The following is a 13,791-nucleotide window of genomic DNA, read 5'->3' on the forward strand; positions in this document are numbered from 1 at the left end:
AGCGAGATGTAGTGATCTTGCTGCGTTTTTTTAGCAATCTTCATTTTTCCAGTGGTCCCTTTGGGTCAAAAAGTAGAATTTTTCGAAAAATCATTGCTAGCAGAAGCTCGTTTAGCTTATGATAATCGAAAGGGGTGATAGATTACATGATGAATGATAATGAAGATTTGTTTGATAAGAATAAACGAAACGACTCGAAAATGAAGACTCAGCGAAGAGAAGGTGAACCTACTTCAGCTTTTAAAGGTGCAGCATATGCAGCACTAATCATCGGAGTAGGCGCCTATCTATTAGGTTTGTATAATGCAGCAATGGAACTGAATGAAAAAGGGTATTACTTTGCCATTTTGATATTCGGACTCTATTCAGCTGTCTCTCTGCAGAAAGCAGTCCGCGATAGAGAAGAAGGAATTCCTGTTACGAACATTTATTTTGGCCTCAGTTGGTTTGCACTACTTACATCTATCTTATTAATGGCCATTGGTTTGTTCAATGCCGGTAGTATTATTTTGAGTGAAAAAGGTTTTTACGGAATGGCTTTTGTTCTAAGTATATTTGCCGCAATCACTGTTCAGAAAAATGTTCGCGATACCCAGAAATCAAGAGATTCTAATTGAGTTTTTTCTTTTCAGTTTAAAGCAACAGAAAAGCGTAAAAGAGGAATCCTAATGCTGAACATTGATGATTGAATGTCAGCACTAGGATTCCTCTATTTAATTTCGTTACAAGAAAGCTTTATCTTTTTGTATATCGAAAAATCGGAACACCTTCTTTAACTGTATAGCTTGTCATTTGTAAAGGAACCATTGGATTGTCTTCCTAAAAAAGACGTATCCCATTTCCTAGAATGATAGGTATAATACCGATAATATACTCGTCGATGACATTCATTTTAACAAATGCATCCGTCAGCATGCTGCCTCCGAACAGCCAAATGTCTTTCCCCTGCTTGCTTTGAAGATTTTGAACAAACGAAACTATATCTTCATTGACGAATGTCACATTACCCGCATTTTTTTGCTTCTTGGACGTAAAGACGATAATTTGTTGATCAGCAAACATTTCCATCGGGCAAGTTTCAAACGATTTCCTTCCCATTACAACAGTATCAATCCCGCCCATAAAATCTGGAAAACTAAAATCGGTCTCGGTATCTAATTTGGACTGCCCATCACCTGCAATCCAATCATACCCCCCGTCAGATTCTGCTATATAGCCATCTAAACTCATCGCTAAATTTAAAATAATTTTTCTCTTCATATGCTAACTCTCCTATCAAATGTCCTACATACTTTCAACGTAAAATCACTTACTATCACTTCTATCCTCATTTATAGTAACAGCTAGTAGGATTCTAAGCTGCGTGATCATTCACGATGTAGAAACCATAACATAAAATCGGATCGACAAGACTGATGTAATCATGGAATTAGGAGAAAAAGATTTTCAGTTACATAAATACTGGGTTATATTCAGTAAAACGACAAAGAGCTGCTGACAGTTTTACGCACCTATATTGGTAGTCTTAACGATTTCTATTAACATAGCTTGCATACTGAACCATTTTTTGAGAAAATCGGTCTACTACGATTTTTAAATGAAATTGAGGTGTCTTTCTTTTGATCTCCTATCCAATTTTAAAAAAGAACGCAACCATCGGTGTCACTGCGCCTTCGTCAGGTCTTCCAGAAGAACTGTTTCCTCTTCTGAAGATGTCGTCTGAGCGAATGGAAGCAAGGGGCTTTACAGTTGTGATAGGCGAAACAGCCTGGAAGCAATATAAAGCGAAATCTGCTTCTGCTACAGAGCGGGCTGATGAATTGAATCAGATGATGGCGGACGAAAAGATTGATCTCATTATTCCTCCTTGGGGTGGAGAATTGCTGATTGAAATGCTCGAGTATATCGACTTTGAACAAATGAAACCAAAGTGGATTCTCGGCTATTCAGATATCAGTCTCTTACTGTTGGCAATTACATTAAAGACTGGGATGGCTACTGCACATGGCACTAATTTAGTGGACCTGCGAGGAGAATGGGAAGATGACACGACAGCCATGTGGCACCCTGTATTAACGACTCAGGTGGGTAATGAAATTTTGCAGCATTCTTCCCCTGCTTATCAAATAGAATGGCAGCATGAAAATCCTTCACCTTGTATTTTTCATTTGACAGAACAAACAGCATGGAAATCTCTTTTAGAACAACCCGTGGAATTCCAGGGTCGACTGCTCGGCGGCTGTATAGACGTTATTCGGCATCTTATGGGAACCCCTTATGGCGATGTCTCTAACTTTTCTAAACAATATATCCATGACGAACCTATTATCTGGTATTTCGAGAACTGTGAATTGTCCACGACCGACTTACGCAGAACACTTGTGCAAATGAAACTCGCTGGGTGGTTTGCAAATTGTGCAGGCATCATGTTTGGCAGAAGTGTAGCGAATATTTCAGTAGATGATTATACCGCAATTGATGTTTACCAAGATCTGTGGAACGAGCTGCAAATTCCGATCATATATGATATCGACTGTGGTCATGCTCCCCCTCAGAATACGCTGATCAATGGAGCTTATGCAGAAGTGACTCTTTCAAATGACAGAGGGACTATTTTACAACGATTTGTATGAAATAGCTGTCTAATGCATGCACTACAATCACCTTTCTTTTTATAATCATTCTGTTTCGTGTTAACATAAAAGAAGTACAATTCATGAGGAGTGAGCAAAATGAATGAAAAACAATTTGACAAAGTGAAAAATGGTAAAGGCTTCATTGCGGCGTTGGACCAGAGTGGCGGAAGTACGCCAAAAGCATTAGCAGCATACGGAGTGAAAGAGGACAGTTATTCGAATGAAGATGAAATGTTCAAAATGGTACATGACATGCGGACACGAATCATTACATCACCTTCTTTTGATGCGGATCATATCCTGGGAGCCATTTTATTCGAACAAACGATGGATCGTGAAATTGAGGGCATGTACACTGCAGATTATCTAGCAGACCAGAAAGGTATCGTCCCTTTCCTGAAAATCGATAAAGGCCTTGCAGATGAAGAAAACGGCGTTCAATTGATGAAGCCGATCACTGATTTGGATGACACGCTGAAGCGCGCGAACGAACGCCATATTTTTGGTACTAAAATGCGCTCCGTCATTAAAGAGCCGAATGAAAAAGGTATCAAAGCGGTTGTTGATCAGCAATTTGAAGTAGGTAAACAAATCCTTGCTGCCGGTCTTATTCCAATTATTGAACCTGAAGTTGATATTAACAGCGCAGATAAAAAAGCATGTGAATCATTACTGAAATCTGAAATCCTTAAGCATTTGGATCAGCTTCAAGATCATGAAAACGTCATGCTGAAATTAACGATTCCGACAGAAGCAAACTTGTACAAAGAGCTAATCGATCATCCCCGCGTTGTTCGTGTCGTTGCTCTCTCAGGCGGATATTCAACGGATATCGCGAATGAAAAACTGAAAGAAAACGACGGGCTCATCGCTAGTTTCTCACGCGCATTGAGTCAGGACCTGAATGCAAATCAAACAGATGAAGAGTTTAACCGCGAGCTTGGAAAAGCAGTACAATCTATTTATGAAGCTTCTATTTAATTGAAGAAAGCCAGTGCCGACATTCGGCACTGGCTTTTTGATTAGATCTTCACTATTCAGCACTAGGTAGCTTGCCATGTATTATTGCTTCTAGCATTATTCCACCTCATTTACCTAGTCCGCTTCTGTTCTTCTCTTAAAATCGAAAAAAACTTCAAGTCATGAAAGCGCCCATCAGAAAGAAAGCCTTTTCTCATCGTCCCCTCATACGTCATGCCTGACTTCTCCATCACTTTATGGGAGCCTGTATTTTCAGCTATACACCTGGCTTGAATCCGTTCCAATTCCAATTCTGTAAAGCCGAATTCAATAATTCGTTTTGCTGCTTCTGTTGTAATTCCCTTTCCCCAAAATGGTTCAGATAGCACGTAACCAATTTCTGCTGATTGATGATTCTTATTCATTGAAACAAAATCGATCGTTCCGATTAGCTGACCTGTGTCCTTCAGTACAATCCCCCATAGAGCTTTATTGAAATATTCATAACCCTTCAAAATGAAGTCAATGAACTTTTCCGTATCTTCAATTGATTGATGTTTCCCCCACGTGACATATTTCGATACGTTTTCATTTGAGCTGTATGAAAATATATCAGCTGTATCAGCAGAGGTAATTTTGCGCAATAACAGTCGTTCGGTCTCTAACTCTGGTAAATCATCTAAAATGTTCATATAATTTTACCTCCCCAGGCTATATTATATAACGCTATGTAATTACTTAGAGAAACCATTTTAGTGCTTCGTATTGACACTATGGATAGACAAAAACAATGTCGCATAAAGTGATTCTACAGATTTCACCTCTATCCCGGATCGCTGGATAAGCGATAAGGTGTCGCGATTTAGGTTGCATCCGTCGCAAACTCTTTTCCAGAATGGATTAAGAAACTCCTGTGTTTTTCTAAGAATGGGCTGTTTCATTTGCACATGCTCAAAAAATAAAACGTCTGCTCCAGGCTTACTGACACGTCGAATTTCCGCTAACGCTTTCATTGGATCTGGAATCGTACAAAAAACCAGGGTTGCGATCACTGTATCAAATGTATTATCGGCAAACGGCAATGATTCTGCTGTTGTTTCGTGTAATTCGACTGGTACACTTGTGCTTTTCATTCGCTTGAAAGCCCGTTTGCTCATCAAAGGATTCGGTTCAACCGCAGTTACTTTTTCAGCATTGTGATAGTAAGGGAAATTGACACCGGTTCCTGAACCAATCTCCAGTACTTGTCCCCTTGCTGACCTAACTAATTCTGTACGCAACTGCTTAAAACGCGTTGTTTCTAAAGGCTTCATCGCCAAGTCATATAATGTAGGAAACCAGCTGGTCATATACCTATACACCTTCCAATCAAGGCTATTTTTGGACTATCAAATTATTTTAAAATTAGTAAACGTAAGTCTCTATAGCATCCTTCACTATGGATTCTTTTATATGATAGTGCGTAGCTTGCCAAATCCCTCTTTTATCTTTTAAGATTAACAGCTGCGGTGTTTCATGCTTCACTCCTAAATCCGATTCAATCGCATTTGATACATTCCTGTTCATTTGAACAATTACTACGTAAATCGGTAATTCAGTCTGAAGCTTTTGCAATTCTTTTTTAGCTGAAATACTAGCAAAACAAGTCATACTTAGTTTAAATAAAAGAAATGGCTGCTCGTCTGACTTGTCTAAAAGCGCACGCCATGTCTCTATTGATCGAATTCGATTCATGATAAGCTCTCCCTTTTTTCACCCTACTCTTTACTATATATTGTATACATCTCTATAGGTGAAATGCTTGTTTTTTGCCTGAAAAAAACCTGTGCGAAAAACTCGAAAGTTTCTGGCACAGGTTAGATTTCGCCGAGTTAAATATACCCATTAATCCTTGATTTATCTTCTTCCTGAATTTCATTTTTCAAATCCTCAATACTTTCTGCTCTTCGCTCGTTTTTCTTTTTAATTTTGGCGCGTTCCTTGCCTTCGGCGAACTCCATTGCTTCTTCGGCTGCTTCCATATTGCTGATCGTTTTGTTCAATCTTTCTTTGTTATCAGCCGGGTCATTGGGTTTAGGATAATTTTTGGCCATTGTGCATCCTCCTTAGTGATTTTTCAATTTACGAGGATAGCATGTGCTTATTTGTATAAATTATGTAACACACGTCAAACGATGACGAACCTGTTACATATCGACATACTCTTCTAACGTAATCCCTCTTTTATAGATGGACTCTGAAATAGCTTTACCGACAAAACGAAAATGCCACGATTCATGCATGTACCCTGTGATATGTTCTTTGCCGGAAGGGTAACGCAAAATGAAGCCATATGAATGCGCATGATTTGCCAGCCATTTGGCAGCCTTTGTGTTACCAAATGAATCAGAAGCCCAATGTTTCTGCTGTCCTGTTTCTCCTATATCAAACGCCAGTCCTGTCTGGTGTTCAGAGTATGCTGGACGCGCACTGTAACGATCTGCCATATTCTTTCCGTCTCTTTTGGCATATTTATTGTACAGATTTGTTTGATAGTCGAAAGAACGATACGTACTGAATGCAGTCAAATGGAAACCAGCTTTCTTCGCTTCAGCGGCCATCCTTTTAAATTGTGTGCGTGCTTCTTTATTTTCACCTGGTGCAAATTGTTTAGGTAATGGAAGCTGTTTATTGGTGATTAGTATATTTTTGATGTATGTGGGTTTTACAGGCAGTTTCTGACCTGTAATATAACCTGCAACATCTTTTGGCTGCATGCGTGGATCTGCTTTCTGAGCAGCACGCTTTTTCATTTGAACTGCTTGTACAGAACCAATTAACGCTGACCCTTGATTCGTATAAACCTTTTTTGCCAATTCTGTCTTGCCTTGTTGATCTAATCGATGAAAAAAGAGTACGGCTTGCGCTCTTGTTACATGATTTCTGGCTCCATACATCTCCAGCAAATTGGTTGATTGCATTGATTGACCGGTAGAAATATTTTCATCCAGCAAATAATGTATAGATTCTTCCAATTTAGAAGACTGTCCATTTACATAAGAGATCACTTGCGCCAGTAAACCTCTCATCATAGGTTGATTTCTATAGGCCCTATTTTCATAGCCTAATAATGGCACATGAAACCTAGAGAGTGCTTCATATGTGCTGTTAGACCAAATCTTACCGTCCAGCTCTTTAAAAGTAGCAGCTTCTTTTTTGATTTCTGGATAATACCTCGTCAGCATCGCTGCGAATTGAGCTTCCGTCAATAAAGTATTCGGACGAAACGTTCGGTCCTCAAAACCGCCAATGATTTCTTCAGTAGATGCCCACTCGATTGCCTCTGAAGCGGGATGAGTACTTTTGACATCTTTAAATTCTCTCGCAAGCACTTGCGATGATCCAGTTAACACAGCTAAACTATGTAAACAAATAACAATCATCACGATAAACATTAATTTCTTTCTGTTCAAATTCAAGACTCCTCTTAATTTCTAATAATCTATTTCCTGAATTTAATAATAGCACAATCTATTTATTTTCATGTGCAGGCTATCTGTTGTCTGAAAACTTGTATCCTTTCCGCATACTCAAAAATCGGCATCTGTGCAACCTAACTGTCCTTCAACCTTGCAAACTATCCAAATCCATGATAAGTTGGACAATAGAAAATTTCATTACGGAACGAACATGTATAACCTCGATAATATGGTTCGAGGGTCTCTACCAGGAACCGTCAATATCCTGATTACAAAAGTTATTTTGTAATCGGGATTTTTCTATTCATAAATGGAACTAGCAGGAGGAATTATTTTGGATTTACGAGTATTGTTATTAGCGATTTCTGCCATTACGGTCGGATTGGTGGAACTTGTCGTTGGCGGGATTTTGCCGGTTATTGCCGACGATTTAGAGGTTTCAATTGCGACAGCGGGGCAATTAATTACGGTTTTTGCTCTAGTATATGCGGTCGCAGGCCCGGTACTTTTATCGCTCACAGCGAAAATTGAACGTAAGAAACTGTATGTAATTACCCTTGGCGTGTTTTTCATAGGGAACGTTTTGACGTATTTCAGCCCTACATTCAGCATGATGATGGCAGCACGTATATTGACGGCTGCGAGTGCTGCGTTAGTCATCGTGTTGTCGCTGACGATTACTGCACGAATCGTGGAGCCGAGAGTTAGAGCGAAGGCGTTAGGCTATATTTATATGGGAATCAGCTCTTCATTGGTGCTCGGTGTACCTATTGGAATTGTAATTACTAATGCTTTTGGATGGCGTTCAGTATTTCTAGGAATTTCGATTATGACAGTTGGATCTATCGTGTTGATTGCGAAGTTTCTAGAGAAGATTCCGACCGGCGAAGTACAGCCCCTTTCCGAGCAAATTAAAGCTCTTGCGAATAAAAAGATTTTCTTCGCCCATTTAGCAACGATGTTTATGCTAGCTGGACACTATACGGTTTATGCGTATTTCACGCCATTCCTTGAAACAACTATGAATCTGAGTCCTTACTGGATCAGTGTATTTTACTTCTTATTTGGAATAGCAGCTGTTGCGGGCGGCGCGTTCGGCGGAGGACTTGCTACCCGTCTTGGTTCAAAGAAAAGTATCTTACTTATATTGGGTGCATTCGCGGTCAGTTTGTTTGCACTTCCCTACACTACTTTCTCCATCCCAATCTTTATCGTCTTTATGATGATCTGGGGCGGACTCAGCTGGGCGCTTGCACCTGCGCAGCAAGATTATATTATTCAAAGTGATCCGGTTTCTTCTGATATTCATCAAAGCTTCAACAACTCTGCCCTACAAGTCGGAATTGCCATCGGTTCAGGTGTCGGAGGATTGGCGTTCAGTCAGACTGGAAGCGTGACGATTATGCCGGCAGTTGGCGGTAGCATAGTCATTGTCGCCTTCATCTGTGCAGCTGTTTCACTTTCTATATCAGCAGAAAGAAAGAGGAACAGACAGGAACAAACTGCTTCCTAATTTGATACAATGAAGTCGGCTCCGGAAATTAGAGCCGGCTTTTATTTATATCTTCAGCAGAATTTGAGGGATGTTCATGACAGGTGCTATTGTTAATATTTTTGTAGCAATTATTTTTTTAATTTTCGCTTACGTTCTATCACAAGGTAAAGGTGCCTTTCTTTTGTCGGGCTACAATACGATGTCTAATGAGAAGAAAGCCAAAATTGATGAAATGGCTTTATGCAAATTCATGTCAAAAATTATGTATGGCTTGAGTTTTTGTATCGTACTATTTGCAGTCAGTGAATTGCTGGAACAGCCAATTTTATTTATTGTTGGTCTGGTTTTATTCATTCTTATTGTGCTATTTGCTGTGATCTATTCAAATACGGGAAATCGTTTCACTAACTAATCGGGGGTGCTGGAAGTTGGTCAGAAGACGAGGTTTATACGAAATTGAAGTTATTGGAATAAAACTAAGCTGTACATTTTGCGGCGGCTTCACTTTTCGACACCGGGAAGTGTATTTGGAGCTTGACAGCGTTTCGGAGGATAATCCAGATCCGTTGACGCTACAATCGCTAATCTGTGAACACTGCAGTACGACACAGCTCGTGCAGGAGCAACTAAACGGAGACGAAACAAATATCGTATACATCGAGGTGGGGCCGTAATGGTAGAAGATTTAAGCTGTAAAAAAAGCAAAATTATTATTTTGGGCAAGCCTCTTGTCTGTAGATTTTGCGCGCATAATGTCTTTATACCATACAGCACGTACATGAATGTTGAAGACCCAGGAATCGAAGTATATTACCAGAATTACTCCGCAGTATGCATGAAATGCGGCTGCGTAACACAATTCTGGGACCCAAGCGGACCGAATATAGATGGAACAGACTATATATGGGCGTTTGATCAAGTATTACTATCTTCAGCAGAGGAGTAAAATGCTTGTCAATATTTTAAAGAGGACAAAAGTTTTTGTCTTAAAATAGGTTAATAAGAAGAGGAACTATTCAACAAACGGGCAAAGTTGTCAATTTAGTATGGATTGTAAATATTTCCGTGAAAGCGGTGTGGAAATGAGGGGGAAAAGTGTTAGCAATTTTTGTATTAGTAGTCTTGATAGTGTTTTTGTTAGATTTCTCGAAAATTAGAAAACAAAATCAAACAATGATTGAGCAGAATGATAAGATTATCTCACTCATAGAGGAGATTAAAAAGTAAACAGCATCCGCCTGAAACGGAAATCAATGGTTTCAAACTACCGTCTCGCTAATGGTGGCGTTTGTGGTTCAAGAAAAAATGCTCAAGCATAAAAACCTGAGCATTTACGCTATTTCCTCTATTAATTAGGATGTGTTTCTCCCCGTCAACCGAACCCGATAATATTTCCTTGGTCCTTCTTTTTTTGAGAAATTTTCACTTACAATTATCCCCTATCAACCGAATCATCTCCAAAACATTTTGAAGGAATTCGTTGATTTCTCCCATATGTTCTTCTGTTAACTTAGGTTTGAAATCGATATCGATAGTGTTCAGATACACTCTATTCTTCTGATCAAAGTGAAAACTCAATGTCTGTACATAGAATATGTCTTCTTCCCATATCTGACGTAGAATCTGATCAATTTCGCTGCATTGCTTCTCTACGTCATGGACTTGATGGCGTACACGTAATGTCAGAAGACATCCTGGTTCAGCTCCGCCAACTTCCAGGATTTCATTCGCAAGTTCTTGCATCGATGCATGCAGTGACAGCTCACAAGTAACAGCTTGGCAGCCTTTCAATGAAAAGCGGATCGAAAATTTTCTGGCCATGACTGCCATATCCAGCTGATCGGATCGGTTATGAAGATAGATCAGCCGCTCCAGATTATCCAAGTCGTAAAGATGATTTTCAAACGCCACTTTTAGATTTTCAAAAACCGTCGGATCATACATCGTACAGCCCCTCCTTTACATAGAACCAGTCAGAATGTCGACTACCGCGTCCCCTACTTCACTGGTTGTCGAGGTTCCACCTAAATCTGGTGTCAAAACAGACTGCGTTTCGAGTAGTTCTTCAATGGCATTCAATAATTGTTTGCCGATATCTTCATATCCGAAGAAATCGAACATCTGGCTCGCTGACCATACCGCCGCCAGCGGATTTGCAATGCCTTGTCCGGCTATATCAGGGGCAGAGCCATGAATCGGTTCGAACATTGAGGGATATATACGCTCAGGATTAATATTCGCTCCTGCCGCCAGACCCATTCCACCAGCCAGCGCCGCACCTAAATCCGTCAGAATATCACCGAATAAATTGGATGTTACGACTACTTCAAAACGTTTCGGATCTTTAATCATCAGCATCGCTGCTGCGTCCACCAGATAACTGGCCGTCTTAACATGCGGATACCCTTTACTCACTTCCTCAAACACTTCATCCCAGAATACCATGGAATAATTCAGTGCATTTGCTTTACTGATACTGGTTAAAGTTTTTCCGTTTTTTGAAGCTGTTTCGAATGCATACCGTATGATCCGCTCCGTGCCTTTGCGCGAGAAAACACCTGTCTGCAGTACAACTTCTTCAGGTTTCCCTTTAAACAGCCAGTCCCCCGCCCCTGCATATTCTCCTTCACTGTTTTCTCGAATGAATAGCATATCTATCGTTTCTTTCGTTCCATTTTCTATTGGACAAGGCGCTCCGTTCAATAACTGAATTGGACGGATATTAACATACTGATCGAAATCTTTACGGATACGAAGCAATAAATCCCATAAAGATATATGATCCGGTACGCCAGGAAATCCTACAGCACCCAGATAAATCGCATCAAATTCCTTCAGTTGTTCCATTCCGTCATCCGCCATCATTTTTCCGTGTTCCAAGTAATACTCGCATCCCCAAGGAAAATACGTGAATTCAAATGAAAGTCTGCCGTCCAACTCTGCCGCCTTTTTCATTACTTTCATTCCTTCATTCACTACTTCCGGTCCAATTCCATCGCCGGCGATGACCGCAATCTTATATTTCTTCATATCTGTCACTCTCTCTTCTATGTATAATGATTACCCGCTTAGCGTATCATCCAATGGACTAATTGTATATTCAGAGTTTTACATATTAAACACCTACGCGTAAAATCGCATGTCATCTAGGTATTCATTTGGTACACTAGACTATGTGGTTATTTTATAAAGGAAGTGTTTGTATGGTAGGACGAAATGATCCATGCCCATGTGGCAGCGGTAAAAAATTCAAGAAATGCTGCGAATCAAAGCAGGCAGTTTCTGTTGAAGATGTACAAACGGAAGAAATGGAGCGTCTGCTTCAGACATTTTATGATATCTATCCTGAACGAAATGATATTCCTGCTTTCAAAGAATTTGCGGAGACCTGGAAATCTTCTTTAGGTTCCTATTTACCTGAAGAAATGATTGAAGCAATTGCGCTGGATGAGTTTTTCTTTCATGAACGTTCAGATATATGGACCAGTTATATGGATAAGCAAAAGAAAAAACAAGTACGTCCTTCCATCCTAGGACTGCTCGATCAATGGGCGCATCCACGCGTCTTCATTGGGGAAGTGACAGCTGTGGGTGAAACGTATTTGACAGCAACAAGCATCACAGGTGAAGAAACCATTGAGTTATGGAAGGAAAGCGAGAAACCGGTACCGTCCGGCGTTCATTTCTATTGCTTCCTGCTGCCTGATGGAACAGAAGGCAATCATTACTTAGCTGTATCTAGTTTGATCTTCTTCCCGACAGATCATTCTCTAACAATTAAACAGTTTGCTGGTACAATCGATTCTGTGAAAAAACACACAATGGATTTCTGGAAAACACTCGGAGAAAACGGTTATGCCGGAGATGAATTCACTGAATTTGAGGCAGGTGTATTAGAAGCCGCAGTGGAGTTCTTGGAAAAACATGAGCGGACGTCCGATAAACTGCTAGAACTCATTGAAGACTTTTTAGTAGAACAGCAGCCAAATGCTCGTAAAGAAGTAGCAATTGCTGCAGGTGCAATCCGTTATGGTCAGGACAATGGATTATTCGAACCGCTAGCGATGACTCTAAAAGATATCGCAGAATATTTTGATGTCTCATCCTCTTCGATGAACAAATACGCAAAAGAGATGGACCAGTACGTTCTTCAACAGGACTAAAACGTTAGGAGTCAGAAAGATGGTTTTAACTACTAAAGATGCCTGGGAAGCCTATCTCGACGTAGATACCCACGGTAAACAAGTACTATCAAGTATCGAATTCACTACGACATATTTATGTAATATGCGCTGTGAACACTGTGCAGTCGGTTATATGCTGCAGCCAAAAGATCCAGATGCACTGCCAATTGAATTGCTGCTTAAAAGATTGGATGAAATTCCGCATTTACGGACGATCAGCTTGACAGGCGGAGAACCAATGTTTTCGAAGAAGTCTGTTGAGCAATATGTAGTCCCTTTATTGCAATATGCACATTCACGTCAAATTAAAACGCAGGTCAACTCAAATTTGACGATGCCGCTTGACCGTTATGAGATGATCGCGCCTTACTTAGACGTGCTGCATATCTCACATAACTGGGGCACCGTAGATGATTTCGTGGACGGCGGTTTTGCCAGAATGGAACGACAGCCGCCTCGCGAGCGCCGTGCAGCTCAGTTTGCACGTATGATCGAAAATAGTAAGGCTTTATCCGAAATGGGCGTTATGGTATCTGCAGAAACAATGCTGAATCGGCGTACTCTTCCCCATTTGAAAACGATTCATGAACAAATCGTCAATGAAATGAAGTGCGGCCGTCACGAGGTGCATCCTATGTACCCAAGCGATTTCGCTTCTTCGCTCGACGTTCTTTCATTGGATGAAACTCGGCAGGCGATCCATGAACTTCTTTCGTACCGTGATGAAGATACATGGATGCTTTTCGGAACACTCCCATTTTACAACTGCAGTCAGGATTCACGAGACCAAGAGCTATTCGCGAAACTTGCAGTAAGCAAGAATGTAACAGTTCGAAATGATCCTGATGGTCGCTCACGTTTGAACGTCAATATTTTCACAGGCGATGTAATTGTCACAGATTTTGGTGATGTGCCGCCACTAGGAAATATCCAAACTGATCAGCTACCTGAACTTTATGATCGCTGGCAGCAGCATCCTCTTGCAAAAAGTGTAAGCTGCCACTGCCCTGCTGTTCGCTGTCTTGGGCCGAACCTGCTGGTAAAAGATGCGTATTATC

At 40.5% G+C, this 13,791-nt stretch carries 17 protein-coding genes and 1 riboswitch; of the genes, 9 read left to right on the plus strand and 8 right to left on the minus strand.

The genetic code is table 11. The annotated features are described in order from the left end of the window. The first annotated feature begins 146 nt into the window (after positions 1–146). A complete protein-coding gene (yiaA, locus tag Q1J64_RS05475; RefSeq protein ID WP_301108077.1) occupies positions 147–617 on the plus strand; it encodes an inner membrane protein YiaA in 471 nt (156 codons plus the stop codon). 202 nt (positions 618–819) lie between these two features. Here yiaA and Q1J64_RS05480 read toward each other — a convergent pair whose 3' ends face one another. Next, complete coding sequence (locus tag Q1J64_RS05480) at positions 820–1,260, minus strand: dihydrofolate reductase family protein (protein ID WP_301108078.1); 441 nt, start codon at positions 1,258–1,260, stop codon at positions 820–822. Positions 1,261–1,619: 359 nt separating this feature from the next. Here Q1J64_RS05480 and Q1J64_RS05485 point away from each other — a divergent pair, with 359 nt between their 5' ends. Together Q1J64_RS05485 and Q1J64_RS05490 are read left to right on the plus strand one after the other, a co-directional pair. Continuing rightward, entirely contained in the window at positions 1,620–2,633 is a 1,014-nt protein-coding gene (locus tag Q1J64_RS05485; protein ID WP_301108079.1) for a S66 family peptidase, read from the plus strand. Positions 2,634–2,732: 99 nt separating this feature from the next. After that, positions 2,733–3,617 (plus strand): fructose bisphosphate aldolase, encoded by an 885-nt coding sequence (locus Q1J64_RS05490; RefSeq protein WP_301108080.1) that lies wholly within the window; start codon positions 2,733–2,735, stop codon positions 3,615–3,617. A 110-nt stretch (positions 3,618–3,727) separates the two neighbouring features. On the opposite strand, the gene Q1J64_RS05495 is transcribed toward Q1J64_RS05490, so the two are convergent. The 5 genes from Q1J64_RS05495 to Q1J64_RS16670 form a co-directional block, all read right to left on the minus strand. Further along, positions 3,728–4,288 carry a GNAT family N-acetyltransferase gene (locus Q1J64_RS05495; protein ID WP_301108081.1) on the minus strand — a complete coding sequence of 187 codons (561 nt, stop codon included), beginning with the start codon at positions 4,286–4,288 and terminating at the stop codon, positions 3,728–3,730. Between the two features lie 60 nt (positions 4,289–4,348). Then, positions 4,349–4,945: a class I SAM-dependent methyltransferase gene (locus Q1J64_RS05500; protein WP_301108082.1), complete on the minus strand. Its 597-nt coding sequence runs from the start codon at positions 4,943–4,945 to the stop codon at positions 4,349–4,351. Between the two features lie 55 nt (positions 4,946–5,000). Then, positions 5,001–5,330 (minus strand): bacillithiol system redox-active protein YtxJ, encoded by a 330-nt coding sequence (gene ytxJ / locus Q1J64_RS05505; protein ID WP_301108083.1) that lies wholly within the window; start codon positions 5,328–5,330, stop codon positions 5,001–5,003. 137 nt (positions 5,331–5,467) lie between these two features. Further along, the gene (locus tag Q1J64_RS05510; protein WP_301108084.1) at positions 5,468–5,689 is read right to left on the minus strand and encodes a small, acid-soluble spore protein tlp; all 222 of its coding nucleotides are present in this window, start codon (positions 5,687–5,689) and stop codon (positions 5,468–5,470) included. Positions 5,690–5,782: 93 nt separating this feature from the next. Continuing rightward, a complete protein-coding gene (locus Q1J64_RS16670; protein ID WP_367183388.1) occupies positions 5,783–7,048 on the minus strand; it encodes a D-alanyl-D-alanine carboxypeptidase family protein in 1,266 nt (421 codons plus the stop codon). A gap of 197 nt (positions 7,049–7,245) precedes the next feature. After that, a riboswitch (purine riboswitch) is annotated at positions 7,246–7,346 on the plus strand. 42 nt (positions 7,347–7,388) lie between these two features. Here Q1J64_RS16670 and Q1J64_RS05525 point away from each other — a divergent pair. From Q1J64_RS05525 to Q1J64_RS05540, 4 genes are all read left to right on the plus strand, one after another. Beyond that, positions 7,389–8,567 carry an MFS transporter gene (locus tag Q1J64_RS05525; RefSeq protein ID WP_301108085.1) on the plus strand — a complete coding sequence of 393 codons (1,179 nt, stop codon included), beginning with the start codon at positions 7,389–7,391 and terminating at the stop codon, positions 8,565–8,567. A gap of 76 nt (positions 8,568–8,643) precedes the next feature. Next, complete coding sequence (locus Q1J64_RS05530) at positions 8,644–8,961, plus strand: DUF3784 domain-containing protein (RefSeq protein WP_301108086.1); 318 nt, start codon at positions 8,644–8,646, stop codon at positions 8,959–8,961. Between the two features lie 16 nt (positions 8,962–8,977). Further along, the gene (locus Q1J64_RS05535) at positions 8,978–9,223 is read left to right on the plus strand and encodes a hypothetical protein (protein WP_301108087.1); all 246 of its coding nucleotides are present in this window, start codon (positions 8,978–8,980) and stop codon (positions 9,221–9,223) included. After that, positions 9,223–9,495 carry a hypothetical protein gene (locus Q1J64_RS05540; RefSeq protein WP_301108088.1) on the plus strand — a complete coding sequence of 91 codons (273 nt, stop codon included), beginning with the start codon at positions 9,223–9,225 and terminating at the stop codon, positions 9,493–9,495. The genes Q1J64_RS05535 and Q1J64_RS05540 overlap by 1 nt, the downstream gene beginning before the upstream one ends. Positions 9,496–9,971: 476 nt before the next feature. Here Q1J64_RS05540 and Q1J64_RS05545 read toward each other — a convergent pair whose 3' ends face one another. Together Q1J64_RS05545 and Q1J64_RS05550 are read right to left on the minus strand one after the other, a co-directional pair. Next, entirely contained in the window at positions 9,972–10,493 is a 522-nt protein-coding gene (locus Q1J64_RS05545) for a hypothetical protein (RefSeq protein WP_301108089.1), read from the minus strand. 15 nt (positions 10,494–10,508) lie between these two features. After that, on the minus strand, positions 10,509–11,579 hold the full coding sequence (locus tag Q1J64_RS05550; protein ID WP_301108090.1) for a tartrate dehydrogenase: 1,071 nt from the start codon (positions 11,577–11,579) through the stop codon (positions 10,509–10,511). Between the two features lie 173 nt (positions 11,580–11,752). On the opposite strand from Q1J64_RS05550, the gene Q1J64_RS05555 reads away from it, so the two are divergent. Then, positions 11,753–12,712 (plus strand): SEC-C metal-binding domain-containing protein, encoded by a 960-nt coding sequence (locus Q1J64_RS05555; RefSeq protein WP_301108091.1) that lies wholly within the window; start codon positions 11,753–11,755, stop codon positions 12,710–12,712. A 19-nt stretch (positions 12,713–12,731) separates the two neighbouring features. Continuing rightward, on the plus strand, positions 12,732–13,791 hold a 1,060-nt coding region (yfkAB, locus tag Q1J64_RS05560; RefSeq protein ID WP_301108092.1), incomplete at its 3' end, for a radical SAM/CxCxxxxC motif protein YfkAB.

Origin of the sequence: Sporosarcina sp., assembly GCF_029257255.1 — a bacterium.
Taxonomy (GTDB): Bacteria; Bacillota; Bacilli; order Bacillales_A; family Planococcaceae; genus Sporosarcina.